This window comes from Massilia sp. P2_C2, from assembly GCF_056404615.1.
Genome location: NZ_JBFUDR010000001.1, coordinates 85785 through 107165, shown reverse-complemented (window position 1 = coordinate 107165; position 21381 = coordinate 85785). Strand labels below are relative to the sequence as shown.

Annotated in this window: 5 protein-coding genes (1 of these 5 cut by a window edge); 3 read left to right on the top strand and 2 right to left on the bottom strand. The window is 68.2% G+C overall.

Annotated features, from left to right (window positions below; genetic code table 11):
• Position 1 precedes the first annotated feature (1 nt).
• Together AC1DYX_RS00325 and AC1DYX_RS00320 are read left to right on the top strand one after the other, a co-directional pair.
• A complete protein-coding gene (locus AC1DYX_RS00325; protein WP_477255116.1) occupies positions 2–745 on the top strand; it encodes a DUF5131 family protein in 744 nt (247 codons plus the stop codon).
• Positions 746–752: 7 nt separating this feature from the next.
• Positions 753–2015 carry a three-Cys-motif partner protein TcmP gene (locus tag AC1DYX_RS00320; protein ID WP_477255114.1) on the top strand — a complete coding sequence of 421 codons (1263 nt, stop codon included), beginning with the start codon at positions 753–755 and terminating at the stop codon, positions 2013–2015.
• Here the strand turns inward: AC1DYX_RS00320 and tcmP are convergent.
• Together tcmP and AC1DYX_RS00310 are read right to left on the bottom strand one after the other, a co-directional pair.
• On the bottom strand, positions 2012–2920 hold the full coding sequence (gene tcmP, locus AC1DYX_RS00315; protein WP_477255112.1) for a three-Cys-motif partner protein TcmP: 909 nt from the start codon (positions 2918–2920) through the stop codon (positions 2012–2014). The two genes, AC1DYX_RS00320 and tcmP, sit on opposite strands and share 4 nt — an antisense overlap.
• 573 nt (positions 2921–3493) lie before the next feature.
• Positions 3494–4182 (bottom strand): IS6 family transposase gene (locus AC1DYX_RS00310; RefSeq protein ID WP_477255110.1). Its coding sequence is split into 2 segments (ribosomal slippage): positions 3494–3963 and positions 3963–4182, totalling 690 coding nucleotides; the frame shifts between segments, so codons are not numbered across the junction.
• 229 nt (positions 4183–4411) lie between these two features.
• Between AC1DYX_RS00310 and AC1DYX_RS00305 the strand changes: the two genes are divergently transcribed.
• Positions 4412–21381, top strand: partial view of a tandem-95 repeat protein gene (locus AC1DYX_RS00305; RefSeq protein WP_477255108.1) — the start only. The gene runs 25702 nt beyond the window's last position; only the first 16970 of its 42672 coding nucleotides appear in the window; it begins with the start codon at positions 4412–4414; its stop codon lies beyond the right edge, outside the window.

Below are 21381 nucleotides of genomic sequence, written 5' to 3'. Positions count from 1 at the left end.
TATGACAACAGGTACCAAGATCGAATGGACCGAGATGACGTGGAACCCGACGGTTGGGTGCACTAAAATCTCGCCGGGTTGTAAGAACTGCTACGCCGAAAAAATGGCGGAGCGGCTGATGGCCATGCGGACGCTAGGCTACGAGAACGGCTTTCAGCTTACGCTGCTGCCCAACCGGCTTGGCGATCCGCTGACACGGAAAAAGCCGACAGTTTATTTCGTTAACTCCATGTCCGACCTGTTCCACGAGGACGTGCCATTTGTCTACATAGACTCCGTATTTAACGTGATCGAGCAGGCCCATTGGCATACCTTCCAGATTCTTACCAAACGCGCCGACCGGTTGGCCGCATATTTCGCTGACCGAGTCGCGCCGGTCAATGCGTGGATCGGGGTATCGGTGGAAGATCGAAAGTATGGACTGTCTCGAATTGATCACCTGCGAACCGTGCCTGCGCGGGTACGCTTTCTGTCAGTCGAACCATTGCTGGAGGACTTGGGAGCAATGAACCTGTCTGGCATTCACTGGGTAATCGTTGGCGGAGAATCGGGACCGAAAGCACGGCCGATGCGCCAGGAATGGGTTGAATCGATTCAAGAACAGTGTGAAGGGCAGGGCGCGGCGTTCTTCTTCAAGCAATGGGGTGGGTGGGGCGCGGACGGAAAGCGTCGGGCCAAGAAATCAAATGGCCGCCTCATCAATGGCCGCACCTATGACGAAATGCCGATGACTGCATCCGCTTGAACACCGCATGCTGAGCCAATACACATGGACTAACGGGCTCGAAGCGATCGCCCAGCACAGTATCGCGAAGCACCGTATCCTGCGAGCTTATCTGGCCCAATATTTTCATGTACTGTTAGGAGGACGGCGCGACGAATTCAAGCTGACCCTGGTTGACGGCTTTGCCGGTGGTGGCATGTATTACCACGAGGATACCCGGGAAACGGTGCGAGGTTCGCCCCTGATATTTCTGGACGCGGTACGAGAGGCTGAATATAAAGTGAATCGGGAGCGTACCCATCCGGTGCGCTTCGATGTCAGCCATTTTTTCATCGAAGCCGCTCGACCTGCGTATCTGCACCTCCTCAAGGTACTGAACGAAGACGGTCACCGCCAGCGCATTGACAACGACATTTTCGTGCGCCACGCGTCATTTCTCGACCAGGCCGACGACATCATCGCTTTCATTGCGAAGAAGAGTCCGCGTAATGGTCGTTCGATCTTTGCGCTCGACCAGTTCGGCTATAACGCGGTACCTACCTCGCTGATTCGCAAGATCCTGACCAAGCTGCCTGGGGCCGAAGTCATCCTGACATTCGGTGTCGACTCCCTTCTTAACTACGCCAACGAAACAAATTTCGCCAACGGATTGCGTAAGATCGGCATACCGACCCTGCTAACCGGCAAGTCATTCCGAGAAATCAAGAACTCAGACCGCGACTGGCGCCTCTTCATTCAGTCTGCGCTGTACACCTCGCTTGTGCAGCAATGCGGCGCCAAACACTTCACGCCGTTTTTCATTCGAAACAAGCAGGGCCACGGCGACTACTGGCTTATCCACCTATCGCAGCATCATAAGGCGCGTGATGTCATGACGAACGTGCACTGGCAGAACCAGAACTATTTTATTCACTACGCCGGCGCAGGGCTGAATATGTTCAACATGCTCGGTTATGATCCGCGCTTCGACGACGAGCACCGAGGGCAAAAATCACTTGGCTTCGAATTCGACGCCCCAGCGCGCGAGCTCAGCATCGCTGCGCTGATGGAACAGATTCCAAGAGTGATCTATGCGCACGACGAGGGGGTGACGTATGAGTCGCTGTACGTCAGTACCTGCAACGAGTCTCCGGCTACCGGCGATATTTACCAGGACGCGATCGAAAAGCTGGTGGGCCAAGATGTGGTCCACGTGATCGGAGCGGCTGGCGAGCGGCGCCGCTCGGCGCGGCAGATCAAACCGGGCGACCGCATCATTGCGCCCCCTCAGCGAACGCTGTTCACGTTCTAGTCGAACAGACTGGCGTTGGCCTTGGCCGCAAGATTCCCGGTCCGCGCGCGCGGCGCCGGCATGGCCAGGATGTGCGAAGCAATCCGCTGCGACAACTTTACGGCGCGCTCCGATGGGTTCGAGATACAGCAGAAGAGGGCGAAGAGCGGCGCACCCCTGGCAGTATTGAGGATAAGCGGCGGACTTACCCATCCTTTGAACACATCGTTCAGCCTCTGGTGCACGAACGTCGCGATAGCGCCAGTGTCGGCGGTCCTGACCAGACTTGGCTCTCCACCCAAGAGGCTGGCCTGTGAATCGGGTCGGTAAAAAGCCTCGCGCCACGATGTTGTGCCAAGAACAGCGTCCAGCGCAGCCAGCTTTGCGTCGTCGATCTTGACGAAATCATGCGCGGCCTGACGACAGATCGCGCTCAAGGGAAATAGGTACCAAACGTCGAGCGCACGCGTGGCTGCCAGGAGTTCTAGCGTGCTCCACGGCACGGTCATTCCATAAGGATCGAGGAACAGGACACCACGGCCACGATTCCAATCGATTCCCTTCACGATGTCGAGTAAGGCTTGGTTGGCATCAGCTTGGTGCACGACCACTGCGGCCTTGCCGGCAGCCAGCCGGCGTAACTCGGCGGCGTGGGCGGGGGCGAGGTCCACCAAGTGCAATTCGTCAAACGCCGGTACAGTGTCGATGGCGATCTTGGCGGACCCAGCAATCGTTTCTACCGTCATGTGATCACTCTTGATCTCGCATTCTCCGGTGCCAGCGAAAGCGTCGATGTAAATGCGGCGAAACCTGTTCTTTTCAGTTGGCCTGTTCTGCAGTGCGGTGTTAAAAGCGACCAAATATCGCTTCAGCATGTCTAGTTTGATTTGTGTCCAGGGACCGCCGAATGAATGTTTTAAGGTCATAAGGTTCTTCAGAGCACGGGAGTAGTGTGGCTTCTTCGGTATTGTAAGGTACCCATGAGCCCTCAGCGCTTCCGTGCATTGACGAAGATCAATTGTCAGGGAGCACCCGGCTCGTACGGCAGAATAGTGTCGCCAAAGGTGCCAAGGTCCGTCATCGAGGAGGTAACGCCCTCATGCGTCATCCTGTAACGTTGCACAAGGTCCAACATTAGCCAACGATTTTGGGGGCCGATTTGGGGGCATGATGAGAGTGCTCGGCCGACGAAACCCAGGCAGAATGCGGGTTCCCGGCCATATTATGACTCCCACCGCCTCCGCCAGGACAATTGTTTTAGAGAAATCTTTAACATTTAAGAGACCCGTTAGCTCTAAGAGCTGCGGGTCTTTTGTCTTTCTGGTGTCTGGATTTAACATCAGTACAAAACCCGCTGCGGGACTTGTATCGGCCTGCGCCCTCGATAGGCGGCAACAGAAGACGAAGTTCTAATCTGGCGTAGGTTTTAAGGGTATGAAACGGGCTCTGTCGCGTTGGCGAGCGAGGGACGGACTGTTCCTTACCGAGCATACCTCGGCTTACACTAGACGGACTTGTCCTGCCAGCGTATAAAATTGATCGGCGAACGACATGCCCATGCCGTCGATCGCGAACTGGCCTTTGCAGATCATGTGCATGAGCTCGACGCCAGCGAGCACATTGCCGGCGGCACGAAACGATTTGAAGCCCAGCATTGGCCTGGTCACGCGCTTGACCACACGATGGTCCTGCTCGACGATGTTGTTGAGGTATTTGACCTGGCGTACCGTGATCGGCACCGCCATGTCGCTGTTGATCTCATCAATGGCAGCCTTGTTGGCGCCGCCTTTATCCATCGCGATCTTTTCCGGCGCGCCGTTCTCACGCATGGCTTTCTCGATAAATCGTCTGGCGGCGGCCATGTCACGTTGTGCCGTCAGGAGAAAATCGCCGGACTTCCCTTCCTTGTCGACGGCACGGTAGAGATACTTCCAGGCGCCCTTGACCTTGATGTACGTTTCGTCCATCTCCAACTCGTGCCCGCCTTAAGCTTGTGCTTGCGTGACAACTTCTCGATCAAAGGCAAGAAGCGAATGGCCCAGCGGTTAATTGTCGAGTGGTCGACCGACACGGCGCGCTCTTCCATCATCTCTTCAAGGTGCCGGTAGCTCAGCGGATAAGCCGCATACCACCGGATGCAAACCAGAATGACGTCGATCGGAAAGCGCACTCCTTTGAAGCTTATCATGTCAAATCGTTAAGTGTTCGGGGCTAACAGTCTACCCGATGAGGGCCTACTGCTCAGTCAACGCGACAAAACCTATTTTGCACGGTTAGCCCATCGATGCCGGTTCGGTTGTCAGCGCCTTCCGAAAAAGTCCTAAACCCTTCGCCAAAACCTCGGATGCCTTGTCGGCAGCGTGCGAGTCCGTCACTCCGGACTCCACCGAAAACGACAAACCAAAGGGAACCTGAATATGGTGGGGATTGTTAGCGGACATGGTCTTGGTATCAACTTCAGCTCGGCCAACGTGGCCGGCGGGCGCGGCCAGATGGGCCAGGCGCAGGCGGGAGCGGCGGGGCAGGATGTCTACGTCAACGCCGCCACCGGCAATCTGGTGCTGCGCGAACGCGACCTGCAATTGCTCGACCATGGTCTCGATCTCGGCTTCCTGCGCACGTATAACAGCCAGGGCCGGTTCCAGGACGAACCGGGCCAGGATGCCACCCTCGGGTTCTACGCCCGCAGCATCCGTTTCGAAGGCACGCCGGGCGACGCCGGCAGCACCGTCGTCCGCACGCTGGGCGACGGCTCGGCCCAGGTTCTGACGTGGGACGCGGCGGCCAACGCCTATCTCGGTGCCGACGGCGCGCGCGCGCGCCTGGCCGCCGACCATGTCACCTTCGCCAGCGCCGACGGCGCCCTGGTCGAAACCTATGCCCGCCCGAGCGGCCGCCTGAGTGGCAGCGTCCAGGCGGGCGGCCACGCGCTTGCCTACGACTACGACGACGCCGGCCGACTGGCCAGCGTGACGAGCGATGCCGGCGAGCGTACCGTGTACGGCTGGCTGGACGGCCGTCTTGCGTCGTTGCGCGTCGAAACCCTGAGCGCGGATGGCACCTGGCACGGCGCCACCGCCGTGCGCTATCGCTACGACGCCGCCGGCCGCGTCGGCGCCGTGGAGCTGGATCTGTCGCCGGACGACGACAGCGTCGCCGACGGCAACGTGTATGCGACCGCCTATACCTACGACGGCGCCAGCGACCGCGTCGCGACGGTCACGCAGAGCGATGGCACGAGCCTCGCCTTCACCTATGTGCAGGCCGGGGCCGACTGGCGCGTGGCCAGCGTGCGCGACGCGCTGAACAACACCACCCGGTTCGACTATGACACGGCAAGCCGCCGCACGACGGTGACGGCGCCGGACGGCGGCGTTACCGTGTTCGCCTACGACGTCCAGGATCGCCTGGCCGCGATCGAGCAGCCGGCCGACGGCGGCCAGGTCGCCGCCACGGCGTTCGGCTATGACGCGGCCGGCAACCTGACCAGCATCACCGATCCGCTCGCGCACGCGGTGCGCTACCGGTACGACGCGCACGGCAATCGCACCGAGGCGGAAGACGGGGCCGGCAACGTCGTGCGCTGGACCTATACCGCGGCCAACCAGGTCGCGTCCGAGACCGTGTACCTCGGTCCTGACACCGACGGCAGCGGCCCGACCCAGCCGCAGACGATGCGCTACTACTACGACGACACGTCGGTGCCGGGCGCGCACCTGCTGCGCTTCGTCGTCAGCGCGGCCGGCCGCGTGGCCGAATACCGCTACGATGCCTACGGCGTACGCAGTACCGCGCTCGCGTACGACGTCGTCCTGCCCGGCGCCGCCGCGCTGACCGGCACCGAGACCGTCGCCGACATGGCGACCCGCGTCGCGCACGCGCTGCCTTCCGCCGGCAGCGCCGCCACGCGCACCGACGTGCAGCGCACCGACTTCGCATACGACGCTCACGGCCAGCTCGCGCGCACCACGCGCTACCTGGCCGTCGCCGCGGCCGACCTGGCCGGTGTCGCCAACGGCAGCGCCACGACCATCGACGTGCGCGACGGCGCCGGCCGCCTGCTGTCGACGCTCGGCCCCGACGGCGCGCAGATCGTGCGCACCTATGACGCGCTGGGCCGCGTGCTGTCCACCACGGACGCCGCCGGCACCAGCACGACCCGTTACGACGATGCTTCGCGCACCGTGACGTTGACCCGCGCCGACGGCACGGTCGCTACCCGTGTGTACGATGGCGCCGGCCACCTGGTCTCGCTGAGCGAGCAGGGCGAGGGTACGGTCTTGACGACCAATGCGTATGACGCCGACGGCCGTCTCGTCATGACCCGCTCGTCCGACGGCGCCACCACCTGGATGCTGTACGATGCGGCCGGCCGCCAGGTCGGCCAGGTCGACACCGGCGGCATCCTCACCGAATACACCATTGACGCGGCCGGCCTGCGCACGCGCACGCTGCGTTATGCGATGGCCGTCGATACGAGCCTGCTCGCCGACGCCAACGGCGTGCCGCGCGCGGTCACGCTGGACGCACTGCGCCCCGCGCACGACCCCGCCGACAGCGCCAGCTGGCAGGCATTCGACGCGGCCGGGCGGCCGGTCGTGGCGATCGACGCCGCGGGCACCGTCACGCGTACCGAGTACGACGGCCGCGGCCAGGCGGTGCGCACCACCGTGTACGCGGCCAAGGCCGACGTGGCCGCGCTGCCGGCCGTCGTCGACGCCGGCTTCGCCGTTGCCGCCGACCCCGCGCATGACCAGGTCACGCGCCACTTCTTCGATGCCGACGGCAACCCCGCGGGCACGCTCGACCCGCACGGCCGCCTGACCCAGACCCTGTACGACGGCGCCGGCCGGCTGATCGAAACGCGCGTGTACGCCCGCACGGTGGCCGCGAGCCAGGCCGCGACCGGCACGCTGGCGCAGCTGACCGCGAACCTGCGCTCGATCGACGACACCCGCACGCTGTACACGCTCGACGCCGACGGCAACCGCATCGGCAGCACGACCGTGACCGGCTATCCCGACGCCGCCATGCCGGGCGTGACCGACATCCAGGGCGAGATCCTGCAGCCAGGCGAGCAGGACGATTACCAGTTCACCCTCACGGACAGCAGCCGCTTCTTCTTCGACGGCGTCAGCGGCACGGGCCTGCAGTGGACCCTCAGGAACGGCCTGGGCCAGCAGGTCGGCAGCGACGCGCTGGTCGGCACAGACGACCGCTTCCTGCAGCTGCAAGGCGGCACGTACCGCCTGAGCGTGAGCGGCAGCCAGGGCCAGACCGGCCGCTACGACTTCCGCCTGCTCGGCACCGACGCGGCGGCGCCGCTCACCGTGAACCAGTCCCAGACGGGCACCCTGGCCCCGGCCACGCAGGCCGCGCTATACGCGTTCGACGCGGCGGCCGGCGACCAGATCCTCGTCGACGTGGACCGCAACGGCGGCACGTGGCGCTGGAACCTGTTCGGACCGGACGCACGCGTCGTCGCCAGCAGCGACTGGAACGGCAGCGCACCGCTGCGGGCGACCGCCGGCGGCACTTATTACCTGAGCATCGAGGGCCCGGACAGCACGTCGGCGCGGGACTACGGCTTCACGGTCTACCGCAGCACCCCGCAACGGGGCACGGCCACCGTCGGCGCCACGCTGCAGGCGGACTTTCCCGTGCCCGGCGCGGCCGCCGTCTATACGTTCGACGTCGCCGAGCGGGGCTGGTTCGTGCTCGACCAGCTGTCGGCGGCTGGCAATGCCGCCTTGCGCTACACCTTGACCGGCCCCGCCGGGTACGACGTGGCCAGCGGCCAGCTGAACGCGGATGAAACGAACTACGGCGGCACGGTGCAGCTCGAGCCGGGCACCTACCGTCTGCAGCTGACCAATGCCAGCGCGGCCGCCGCGAGCGTCACCGTGCGCCCGCTCGTGCTGCCGCTGATGCAGGCGGCCGGCGCGAATGGCCTTGTGCTGGCCGCGGGCCAGGCACGTGCGGATGCGCTGCAGACGGTGCACGTCACCGACGCGCGCGCGCTCACCGTGTCCGCACAGCTGAGCGGCGGCGGGGCGCACTGGCGCGTGTTCGGCCCGGGCAACGCGACCCTGGCCGGCGGCGACCTGCGGGCCGGCCAGTTCACCACCGTCGCGCTGCCGCAGGCGGGCGATTACTACGTCTGGATCGGCGGCGACGTCGACAACGCGGACGACGTCACCGGCCGCATCGACGTGACGCCATGGAGTGCCGGCAGCGCCACGGCCGGTACGCTGGCCACGAACGCGGACACCGTGCTCGCGGGCAGCCTGGCCGCGCCGGGCCAGCGCACTACCGTGGACTTCGACGTGGCCGCGGGCGGCACGTGGGCAGTCGAGACGGCGCAGCTTCCCGCCGGCGCCAACTGGCAGCTCACGGGGCCGGCCGGCCAGGTCGGCCTGCAGAACGGCGTCGACGCCGCCTGGCTGCGCGCCGGGCATTACACGCTGACCGTGAACGCGGGGATCAATCCCGGCACCTTTCGTTTCGTCGCGCATCCGCTCGCGGCCGCGCCCCTGCTGGACACGAGCGTGGGCCTGGACGGCATGGCGGCGGGCGACGTCCGCTTGTTCCAGTTGGCGAGCAATTCGCACGACACCTTCGTTCTGCTGGGCGGCGGTGCCGCCGAGGGCAACGTGCGCGTGCAAGCATTCGATGCGTATGGCGTCGATGTGTCGTTCGGGACGCTGCCGACCTATGTGCCGGACCACGCGGCGCAGGGCCCGGTCTACCTCGCCGTCACCGCGCTGGCCGCGCTGGCGGCCGGCGCCACCCTCGACGTCATGCGCCGCGCGGCCGTGCCGGTGACGCCGCCGTCCGCGCCCGTCATTACGGTGGGGCAGGACGTCCAGGCCGACGGTGCCGGCGGCACGCCGGCCTATGCGATGCACCTGGCCCAGGACGACTTCGTGGTCGTCAGCTCGGCGGCGAACAATTATGTGTCGTTCAACGGCCCGCTGCGCAGCCTGTACGGCTCCCTGCCGGGCACCGCAGTGCTGGGCTGGGCACCCGCCGGCGACTACACGCTGAGCTTCAGTAACCCGAACACGGATTTCAGCTTCACGACGGCGGTCGGCAGCCAGGCCGCCTTCGCCGATGCCGGCCATGACGTGCCTGTCGCCTTCGCGGCCGGCCAGACCATGCGCCTGCTGCGCACGCACGTGACGGCCGGCACCAGCTACGCGCTGCGCGCCGCAGGCGCGGTCGACGGCGCGTACGGCGCGGCCGTCTACGACCTGCACGGCAACCTGCTGGCCAGCGGACCGCTGGACGCCCAAGGCGCCGGCATCTGGTCGGTGGCCGCCGACCAGGACGTGTACGTGCTCGTGACCCGCGATCCGAACGTCGCCGCCGCGCCCGCCGACGCGACGCTGACCCTGCAACCGCGCGTCGTGGACGGCTCGGTCGACGCCGGCACGCTCGATCCGGCCGCGAGCGCGACCTACGACGTGCCGGTCGCCGCGGGCGGGACCAACGCGCTCGCCTTCGAGGTGGCCCAGGACGGCTGGTGGACGCTGGCCAACGACTACGACGCCACGACGTTCAACGCGGGCTGGACGCTCACGGCCGACGGCGGCGCCGGCGCGAACGTCGGCGGCAGCAAGGGCGCGTCGGCGAGCGTGTTCCTGCGCCACGGCAGCTACCACGTGCAGGTGTACGGCAACACGACCGGCGATGTCGGCAGCGCGCGCTTCCTCCTGAGCCCTATCGCGCAGACCCCGGTCGGCTTCGGCGCACTGGTCGATGCCGGCWCGGTGCAGCCGGGTGAGCAGCACGTGCTCGCGTTCGACACGCCGTCGCTGAGCGACGTGACGGTCGACCTGGGCGTGCCGCCGGGCCAGCTGAACGTCGCCGCCTACGACGGCCTCGGTGGCTGGCTGAATGCCGACGTGAGCACCGACGCGGCCAGCGGCCACGTCCTCGTCACCGTACACCTGGGATTCGGCAACGGCTTCTCACTTGTCGTCAATCCGTCGTCGGGCGAACCGGTGCCGCTGGGCGTCACCGCCACCCGCACGCTGCACGATCTGCCGGCGCCGCAAGGCGACGCGGTCCTGGGCGCGTTCACGCCCACCGCGCCGGCCGGCGTGCACGCGTACCGCCTGCACGTGGCCAGCGACGCCACGCTGCTGCTCGACACCATCACCGCGGGCGAGTTGCACACGGCCCTGCAGAATGCTGCCACAGGTGAATTCGTCGACGTCGACATGTGGTCCTGCCACGTACCGGCCGGCGACTACATCCTGTACACGAACCAGAGCGCGGATGCCGCCGTGCGCTGGACCGACGCCGCCGCGGTTCCCGCGCTGCCGGCCGGTCCGGTCAGCGCCAACGTGGATCCGGGCTGGGTGGGCACGTATTACCGCTTCCACCTCGCGGCGGGCGAGGAACTGAATTTCACGCCGACCGGCGGCGACATGTCGGACGTCCACTACACGGTGCTGGACGCGAATGGCAACTACCTCACCGAAGGCGATGGCACGCATGCCGGCAGCTTCGTCGCGCCGGCCGCGGGCACCTATCTGTTCGAGCTGTACACCGGCGCCGACGGCGCCCGCACGCTCGACTTCAGCACGAGTATCGACGTGGCGCAGGCGCCGCCGGTACCGCAGGAGCCGCATCTCGACGTCGTGCCCGATACGCCCGTCACCTTCGGCCCGCTGAACGCGGGCCAGCATGCGACGCTCACGTTCGACGCGCCAGCGTTGAGCGACTTCGTGCTCGACCTGGGCGATGGTGCCGGCGTTGACAGCCTGGACTTCAGCCTGCGCGACGCCCAGGGCCGCCTGCGCGGCGTGAGCGTGCTCAGCGATGAAGTCACCGGCCACCGGCTCGTGACGTTCCGCCAGGATTACCACGCGGGCCCGTTCACGCTGTCAATCGGGATCGGCGCGGGCAGCGCCGGCCTGGCATTCACCGCGACCCTCGGCCGCACCGACGGGGCCATCCCCGCGGCGCCGAGCGGCGCGCTGCCGGCCGGCACCTGGATTTCCGTGCCGCTGGGCGAGGGCGGACCGCAATACGGCCTGCAGGTGAACGTGGCCGGCTGGTACATGGCCGACCGCCGCGGCGGCTACGTCGAGACGGACGTGCAGGGCGTGGACGGCAGCTGGATCGGCGGCAACGGGTCCGGGTGGTACCTGGAACCGGGCCAGTACCTGGTCCGCTTCAGCAATTACTGGTCGACGACGTCCCAGGTGCGCATGGTCGCGCTGGCCGACGCGCCGGCGCTGGGCGCGGACGCGGTGGGAACGATCCACCTGGACGCCGATTACGTGCCGACCTACTTCCGCCTCGACCTGGCACCCGGCGCGCGCTGGAGCTGGACGGCGGCCGACGGCGCCCGCGACGTGCGCTACACGATCCTGGACGCGAACGGCAATCAAGTGCTGTCCGGCGATGGCGCCACGGCGGCTGGATTCACGCCGGCCGCGGGTGGCAGCTACACCCTGATGCTGGTCAGCGAGACCGGCGCCGCGCTGGACGTGGCGCCCGACATGCGCGTCACGCCGCCCGGCACCGGATTGCACCAGGACCTGGGCCAGGTGGACGGCGGGCGCGTGACCGACGTGCCGGTCGCGTTCGATGCGGCCAACCAGGTCGCGTCGATCGAGTTCGACGTGGCCGCGAGCGGCCTGTGGAGCCTGGGCGGCCTGGCCGATATGGACGGCCTGCTGGTTGGCCTGGACGGCCCGCTCGGCAACGTCTTGCACTGGAACGAGGCGCAGGACGGCCAGTCGTCCGGCGGATTCTTCGTGCCGTCGCAGGGCGGGGCGGGGCCCGCGTCCGATCCGGTGGCCTTCCTGGCCGCCGGCCATTACACGCTGCGCCTGTATAACACCGGCGCGGCAGGCCGCAACGTGGCGCTGGCGCTGCGTCCGATGACGACGGCCACCCCGGCTACGCCCGGCACGCCCGTCGATCTGGGCGGCATGGCGGTCGGCGAGGAGCGCCTGTTCGCCGTCGAGCTGCGCGCCAACGACGGTTTCAGCGCCGCGCTGGCCGGCAATGGCGCCGACTTCGTGCTGGAAACGGTCGATGCGACCGGCCAGACGTACGCCGTGAGCGGCACCGACAACATCTACACGCAGGCCCATTGGGACGGCGCGGCCTGGCTGCTGGTGCGCCGTGTCGCGGCCGCCGGCGGCACGGCACCCGCCACGCTGGACATCGGCCTGACCGACGGTCCGGATAACGCGCCGCTGGCGCCGCTCGCTCCCGGTGCGGACGGGAACTGGGTCGCGCCGGTCCAGCATTTCGACTTCGACGTGGCGGCCGACGGCTGGGTCACGCTCGACTGGGAAAGCGGCAGCTACGCCGACTGGACCCTGGAAGGTCCGGACCACGTGCGCAGCGGCCGCACGGACGGCGGCGTCCCGCAATATCTCTTCGCCGGCCATTACCGGCTGTCCCTGACCAACGGCGGCGGCGCCGTGTCGTTCCGCCTGTCCGGCGCCGGCGAGACGACGGCACTGCCGTTGGCAGGGAACACGACGTTGAACCTCGGCCGCGCCGTGAACCTGTTCGACCTGAACCTGGACGGCGGCATGGACACGTGGCTGCGCCTGTCCACCGCGCTGGGCGGCAACGACTGGACGCTGTATGACGCCGCCGGCAACGTGGCCGGCGCGGGCTCGTTCGCGTACTCGGGCCTGCAGCGACTGACCACCGCCACCGCGAGCGGCCACTATCTGCTGGTGGTCAAGCACCAGCCGTGGGGCGCCGCCAGCCAGCCGGTCTCCTTCGTGCTGACGCCGCGCGCGGACGCGCCGCTGGCGCTCGGCCACGCCGCGAGCGGCACGTTCACGGGCGCTTACCAGGCCCAGTACTACACCGTGACGCTCGATGCGCCGGCCCAGCTGGTGCTGACCAACCTGGTCGGCGCCAGCGTGTCGGTGCTCGACGCGTTCGGCCGCAACGTCGGCAACGTGTCGAACAGCAGCTCCACGCCGTCGTTCGCCCTGGCCGCGGGAACGTACCGGATCGCGTTCTATAGCGGCTACGTGAGCGGCAACCAGGGCGCCACGTATTCGTACACGGCGCATCTGCACCAGGGCACGGCGCCGCTGGCCGTCGGCGGCGGCACGACCGTCACCTGGACCAATGGCGAGACCGACAGCCTGCAACTGCCGCTGCAGGCGGGGCAGGGCGTGTGGGTCGCGGCGACGAACGGGATCGGCTACGCCCAATACTACGATTACCGCGTCCTGGGCCCGGACGGCCAGAGCGTCACGTCCGGCACGCTGCAGTACTACGGCTCGTCCGGCTTCGCCATCGACGCGCCGCTGACCGGCACTTACACGATCCAGATGTTCGCGCGCCAGTACTCGACGCCGATCAATGGCAGCACCGCGTTCACGGTCTCGCAGGCATCACGCCCGCAATCCGTCTACACTCCGGGCACGGTCGTCGGCGGYACCCTTGCCACCCCGGCCGACCGCGCCACCTACACCTTCACGCTGGCCGCGCCGACCACCATGTGGCTGGACACGGAAGCGTACAATTACGACGTCAGGCTGGTGCGCACCGACGAACCGGGCGCGCAGGTGCCGAGCGTATATTCGGGCCAGCGCGGCTGGTACACGCTGGGCGCAGGCAGCTATGCGATCCGCTACACGCCGGGCGGGATGGCGCCGGGCAGCTACCGCCTCGCCACCGTTCTCGCGCAAGACATACCGGCGCTGACGCCGGGGACGACCGTGCGCGTGTCCAGCGACCAGGGCCGCGCCTCCAGCGTCTTCCGCATCAGCGCGAGCGCGGGCCAGGCACTGTTCATCGATCCGCACGCGGTCAGCGGCGGCACCACCCAGTACTGGAACCTGTACGCCTCCGACGGCACGATGGTGGCGAACGGCTACGGCAGCCAGCGCCAGGTCGTGACGGCGACGGACGACTACATCCTGTCCATCTCCGGCGACTACAACGACACCGCACCGCGCGCGGTCGATCTCACGGTGAGCGCACCGGCCGATCCGGTCGTGCCGCTCACGCTCGGCGACGAGGTGGCGGGCGCGCTCGCGCAGCCCGGCGCCAACAACGCCTACACGTTCACGCTCGACCGCCCGACCACGCTGGTGCTGGATCCGCGCGGCGGCAACGCCACGCTCATCGTCCAGAACGCCCAGGGCAACCAGTACGCGTGGATCGGCTCCGGCCAGACGGGCAGCCCGGCCATCATGACCCTCGAACCGGGCGCCTGGCGCGTGATCGCCCGCGCCGACGGCGCCGCCACGCCCAGCTACGCGTTCGCCCTGCTCGACGCGAAGGCGGCGCCGCTGCTGAGCGGCGCCGAGGCCTTGCACGGGACGGCGCCCGGCAACGCGGCCGCGGCCCTGTACCGCGTCGACCTGCTGTCCGGTCTCCCGTATACCTTCGCCCTCGATGCCGCCGGCGCGCAGCTGCACTACAAGCTGTTCAGCCCATCGAACACCTGGCTGGCCGACGGCTATTCCGGCAACGGCGCCATCACGTTCACGTCGCCGCAGGGCGAGCCGGTCTATATGCTCGTCGAACAGACCGGCACCGGCGCGACCCCGGTCGACTTCACCGCCACCTTCCACCGTCCGGCCACCGTGACCGGCACGCTGGCCTTGGGCCAGGCCCAAGCGGTGACGCTGCCCAACCGCGTCGACAGCGCCCGCCTCGCGTTCGACGTGACGACGGCAGGCTGGGTCGAGCTGGACAACCTGCGTGCCAGCGCCGGCACGCTCCTGCTGCGCATCATCGGCGCGGACGGGATCCAGGTCGGCGGCTACCGCTACGTGAGCAGCGGTCCGGACACCTGGTACACCTGGCTTCCGGCCGGCAGCTACAGCCTGGCCGTCGATCCGTCGTCGCTGGCCGGCGCCAGCACACTGTCGTTCACGGCCGTGCAGGCCGTCCAGACGGACGTGCGCTCGGCCGGCACGCCGCGCAACCTGCAGCAGAGCGACGGCGCGGCACCGGTCGTGCTGTGGAACCTCGGCGGCATGGCCGGCGACAAGCTCCATTTCGAAAAGACCACCTGGGCCGGCGTCACCGGCACCGTCCAGCTGGTCGACCCGGACGGCAACGCACGCTACAACTGGAACCCGACGTCCGGCACGGCCTTCGACTATACGTTCGACCGCAACGGCACCTGGCTGGTGCGGGTGATCCGTCCGGCCCAGGCAGACGGCAGTTCCAACGCATTCAATCTGACGGCGACCGTCGGTACGGCCGGCACCGTGGAACCGGTGCAGTCCACCTACAATGCGGCCGGCACGATCGGCGCGAATACCAGCCAGAGCTTCCAGTTCTCGCTCGATACGGCCGGCCTGTGGTACGTCGACCGCAACAGCATGGCCGACTGGACCGGGCAGTACCAGTCGCTCACGCTGACGGACGCCAGCGGCACGACCTACATGACGTCCTACGACGATCCGGCCTGGCTGCCGGCCGGCACGTACACCGTCAAGCTGACCCAGAACTACTACAGCAGCACCTACGACTTCACGGTGCGCCGCCTGGACGGCACGGCTGCGCCGCTGCTGCGCGACCAGGCCTTCAGCACCGTGCTGCCGGACGTGGCATCGCTGGCGTACGTGTATGACGCGCACGCCGGCGACACGCTGCGCTTCGACCAGTTCACGGCCGGGCAGTTCGGCGGCCGCCGCTACACGCTGCTCAACCGCTACGGCCAGGTGCTGGCCGGCGCCACGCTCGGCACGAGCGTCGCGCCGTTCGCCGTCACCCAGGACGGCCCGGTGTATCTGCTGATCGGCAATCCGACCGTGGCAAGCCCCGGCATGACGCTCGGCTTCGCGCTCGCCAACGGCAGCGTGGTGCCGGCCGGCCTGACGCTGGGCGAGCCCGTCACCGGCACGCTCGACGCGCACACGCCCGAGGCGGCGTACACGTTCACCATCGACCACCCGGTCACCGTGCAGCTGCAGCCGCAGACGGTGGCCGTGTATCCGTCCGACTCCCTGAACTGGAACCTGCGCGACGGCGCCACCGGCGGCACGCTGGCGAGCGGCTCGTTCAACTGGGACCGCCACCAGGACCCGGCCGGCACCGATCACACGATGACCCTGGCCGCCGGCACCTACACGCTGAGCTTGCGCGGCTACTACTCGCGCACGACGCCGTTCGGCTTCACGTTGCAGCCGCTCGACACGGTGCCGGTGCTGGCGAGCGGCCAGCCGGTCCAGGGCACCCTGCAGCCCAGCGGCGTGCGCGCGACGTACGCGATCGACCTGCAGGCGGGCGACAACCTGTTCCTCGCGTTCTCCGGCATGGCGGCGGTCACGCGCCGTCCGGACCCCGACTACTGGTGGGGCTATTACATCAACAACTATACGGCGCGGGTGGAAGTGGTCGACCCGGCCGGCCGCACGGTCTACCTGGACGATGTCGGCAGCGACCAGCTGGTGGCCACGATGTCCGGCCGCTACACCATCGTGCTGGGCGAAGTGCACCGCTTCGACGACCCGACGCCGTACACGATGACGGCCTACGTGAATCATCCGCAGCCGCCGCGCATCATCGACGTCAGCACGAGCGTCCAGCAGGTCGACCTGACCGTGGCCGACCTGGCCGTCGCGGCGGCCGGCGCCCGGATCGAGTCGGGCGGCTACATCGACGTGAGCTGGACCACCCGCAACGGCGGCGTGCAGCCGACCAGCGGCGACTTCGGCGAGCGCGTGGTCGTGCGCAACGCCGACACCGGCGCCGTGGTGCTGCAGGCCGCAGTGCCGTACCGCGAGGCGGACAGCGGTCCGCTGGCACCGGGGGCATCGGTCGCGCGCAGAGTGCGCTTGCGCCTGCCGGACGGCCTGGCCGGCACCGGCAACCTCGTGGTCTCGGTGGAAACCGATGCCGACAACGCCCAGCCGGAAGTGGGCGCGGCGCTCGGCAACAACGTCGCATCGACGGCCTGCACGAGCGCCCTGGCGCCGTATGCGGACCTGCAGGTGGGCGGCCTCGCCCTGTCGCCGGCGAGCGACTGGCAGGCCGGCGACAGCGTCACCGTCAGCTGGAACGCCGTCAATCACGGCAGCGGCGCGGCCGTCGGCGCGTGGAGCGAGCGGGTACAGCTGCTGAACCTGACCACCGGCACCGTGGTGGCGGACCTGTCGCAGCTGTTCACGGACCAGAACCTGGCGGCGGGCAGCCAGGCGGCGCGCAGCGCCATCCTCACCTGGCCGGCGGGCCTGGACGCAGTCGGCCGCTTCGAGCTGCGCGTCACCGTCGATGCCCTCAAGCAGGTCGCGGAATACACCGCCGCGGGCAGCGCCGCCGAAGACAACGCGGCCGTGCGTGCGCTCGTGGTCGGGCCGTCGCTGGTGGCGCGCGACATCGGTCTCGTACAGGCCGATGCGCGTGACGGCGATACCGTCACCCTCGTCTGGACCGACGTCAACCAGGGCCGCGTCGCGGCGCCGGCGAATTTCCCGGACCGCGTCACCGTGCGCCGGCTGAACGACGACGGCACGCCGGGCGCGATCGTGCTCGACACGTCGTACGCGTTCCCGGGCGACGCCGGCACCGTGCTGGCGGCCGGCGCATCGCGCCAGCGCAGCGTCAATTTCGCGCTGCCGGCCGGCGTTGCCGGTACCGGACGCTTCGTCGTCACGGTCACGCCGGACAGCAATGTGGGCGGCAGCGCCAGCCTGTTCGAGGTCGACGCCGCCGGCAATCCGAGCGCGCCGATGGCGAGCCAGGGCGGCTTCACCACCACCGCCCACCTGTATCCGAACCTGGGCGTGGCCACGGTCGGCGCACCGACCAGCGCGGCGTCGGGCAGCCGCGTGACGGTCACGTGGAGCGTCGCCAACGGCGGCCTGGCCGATGCGTCGGGCAGCTGGGTCGACCGCGTCGTCCTGATCGGCACCGACGCGGCCGGCGCCGCCTACAACCAGACCCTGGGCAACCTCACGCACACCGGCCCGCTGGCGGCGGGCGGCAGCTATGCCGCGTCGCTGTCGGTGCAGATCCCGGCGCGCCTGGAGGGCAACTTCCGCATCGCCGTCATCACCGACGCCGGCGGCGCCGTGCTCGAACCGGATACCCGCGCGGACAACACGCGCCTGTCCGGGCCGATCGCCATCGCCCAGACGTACACGCAACTCGTGCCGGTGCTGGACAGCGTGCCGGCGCAGCTGTATGCGCGCGTCCCCGCGACGTTCAGCTGGACCGTGCGCAACGACGGCACGCTCGGCACCGACGCGGCCACCTGGGTCGACCAGGTCTGGCTGTCGCCTTCGCCGACGCTGGGCAGCAGCGCACGCCTGCTCGGCTCCGTGACCCACGTGGGCGCGGTGGACGCGGGTGCCAGCTACACGGGCCACCTCGACTTCACGCCGCCGACCGATACCGTCGGGACATGGTACTTCATCGTCAAGGCCGACGCCTTCGGCAGCACCTACCTCGGCAACCATGCCGCCGCCAACGTCGGCGCGGCCGCCACGTCGACGACCGTGCTGCCCGAGCCGCGACCGGATCTCGTCGTCGACACCCTCAATCCGTCCACCGCGAGCTGGCGTGCCGGCAGCACGGTGCAGGTGACGTATACCGTCTCGAACCAGGGCAACGCGAACGCCACCGGCTTCCTCCTCGAGACCCTGCGCCTCGTCGACCCGACCGGCCAGCGCGCGAGCGTGAACCTGCCTTACACCGCCGGCGTGCAGCGCGACCTGGCGCCGGGCACCAGCTTCACCCGGACCATCAACGTGACCGTGCCGGACACGATCGCGCCGGGCGCATGGCGCCTCGAGCTCAGCGCCGACGCCAGCCACGCGCTGAACGAACCGGCCAACCCGCTGCGCACCGGCAGCAGCGCCATCACCCTCACGGCGCCGGATCTCGCCGTGGACAGCCTTGCCACGGCCGGCACCCTGCAGGGCGGGCGCACCGTCACGCTGGGCTGGATGAGCCGCAACCAGGGCAACGCGGATGCGCGGCCGTACACGGAACGCGTCTACCTGACCCGCAACGGCGTGGTGGACAATAACGCCGTCCTGCTGGGCAGCGTGAGCCACGACGGCATGGCCGCGGGCACCAGCGCGGCCAGCCAGCTGACTTTCCAGCTGCCGGTCCCGGCGTCCGGCGCCTACCGGCTCGTGGTCGTCTCCGACGCGGCCCGTGCCAACGACGAAGCGGGCGCGCTGGTCAACAACACCGGCGTGCTGGCGATCGATGTCGCCCTCAACGATTACGCGGTGCTGGCCGTATCGAACATCCAGGCCCCGGCCCAGGTGATCGACGACCCGGGCAGCGTCACGGTGCGCTGGACCGTCACCAACAATGGCGTCGGCCCGGGCAGCACGAACAGCTGGACCGACAAGGTGATCTACACGACGGCCGACAACCTGGCCGACGCGCGCGACGCGGTGGTGCTGGGCACCTGGCACCACGACGGTCCGCTGGCGGCCGGCGCGAGCTACACGGGCGCCGTCACGTACCAGTTCCCGCCGGCGTATGCGCGCCACGGCAACATCTTCGTCGTCAGTGACGCCGACCAGGCCGTGTGGCAGAACGGCCAGACGGCCGGCAACACGCTGAAATCGGCACAAGCGCTGGACGTGATGCCGCGTCCTTACGCCGACCTCGTGCTGTCCGCCGTGACCGTCAGCGGCACCCCGGTGTCGGGCCAACCGGTGGCGATCAGCTGGAATATCGCCAACCGCGGCATCGGCGTGACCGACAGCAGCAACTGGAGCGACCGCGTCTGGCTCGCGTCGCAGCCGGACGGCGGCGGCACGACCTACCAGCTCGGCACCGTGTCCCACCTCGGCCAGCTGGCCGTGGGCGAGGGCTATACGGGCGCGCTCGGCGCCGTACTCCCGCAAGGGATCAGCGGCACGTGGTACGTGTTCGTCGCGGGCGCCGACGCGGGCACGCCGTTCGAACTGAATCACACGGGCGACGCGCGCGGCGCGTCGGGCGCCGTGGCCGTCACGCTGGCGCCTTCGCCCGACCTGGCGGTGCAGTCGATCGCCGTGCAGGACAGCGTCCACGAGGGCGACCTGATGCCCGTCACCTGGACCGTCGTCAACAACGGCGACGCGGCCGGCGCCGGACCCTGGACCGACACGCTGTACCTGGTGCCCACGAACGGCGGCGCCCCGGTATCGGTCGGCAGCTTCACGTACACGCAGACGCTGGACCGCGGCATCACGTACACCCGCACTCAGGACATCCGCATCCCGGCCCACATGACGGGCTCGTACCGGCTGCGCGTCGTGACCAACGCCAACCATGCGCTGTACGAATACGGCAGCGCGGTCACCAACAACACGCTCGATTCGCAGCAGGCGATCAACGTGATCCTGCAGCCGCGCCCCGAGCTGCAGGTGACTGGCATCACGGTGCCGGACCGCGCGACGGCCGGCACGCTGACGTCGGTCAGCTTCCAGGTCTCGAACAACGGCCCGGTGGAAGCGACCGGGCGCTGGACCGACAACGTCTACCTGTCGCTGAACGGCAAGCTCGACGCGAACTCGGTGCTGGTGGCCAGCCTGCCGAACGGTTCGGCCCTGCCGAGCGCCACCAGCTACACGAGCCAGACCGCGTCGTTCACCGTCCCGCTGCGCTACAGCGGCCCGGTCTACGTGATCGTGCAGACCGACGCCAACAACAACATCGACGAATTCCCGGCCGACGGCGACAACGTGATCTCGAAGGTGTTCCAGGTCGATTCGGTGCCGTTCGCGGACCTCGTGATGAGCGACGTCGCCGCGCCGGACCAGCTGACCTACGGCTCCACGTTCAACGTGTCGTACACCGTCACGAACAAGGGTTCCGCCGCGACGCGGGCCGCGGACGGCAGCGACAAGGAGACGTGGACCGACACCGTCTGGCTCACCACGAGCACCGGCAAGCCGTCACCCAGCAAGGGCGACATCCTGCTCGCGACGACCACGCACAGCGGCGCGCTCGACGTGGGCGCGAGCTACCACGGCAGCCTGAGCGTGACCTTGCCGGGCGACGTGCGCTCCGGCCAATACCACCTTACGGTCTGGACCAACCCGCTGAACGTGATCGCGCAGACGACACTCGCTTCGAACGCGAACCCGGACGATCCGACCACGATCTACAGCGACAACTACAAGGCGCGCGCCGTCGACGTGATCGGCGTCGGCGTGCCGGACCTGAACGTGTCGGCCGTGCAGGCGCCGCCCGCGGCGCAGGCGGGGACCAACTACAGCTTCAGCTACACGGTGCGCAACAGCGGCGACAACGGCAACGGCGCGTGGACCGACCAGGTCTACCTGGCCGACAACCCGGACTTGTCCAGGGCCACGCACCGCTGGCTGCTCGGCACCTACGAGCGCAACCAGGGCATGACGACGGGCCAGACCTACACCGTGTCCGACACCGTGCTGCTGGCGCCGCAGGCCACCGGCCA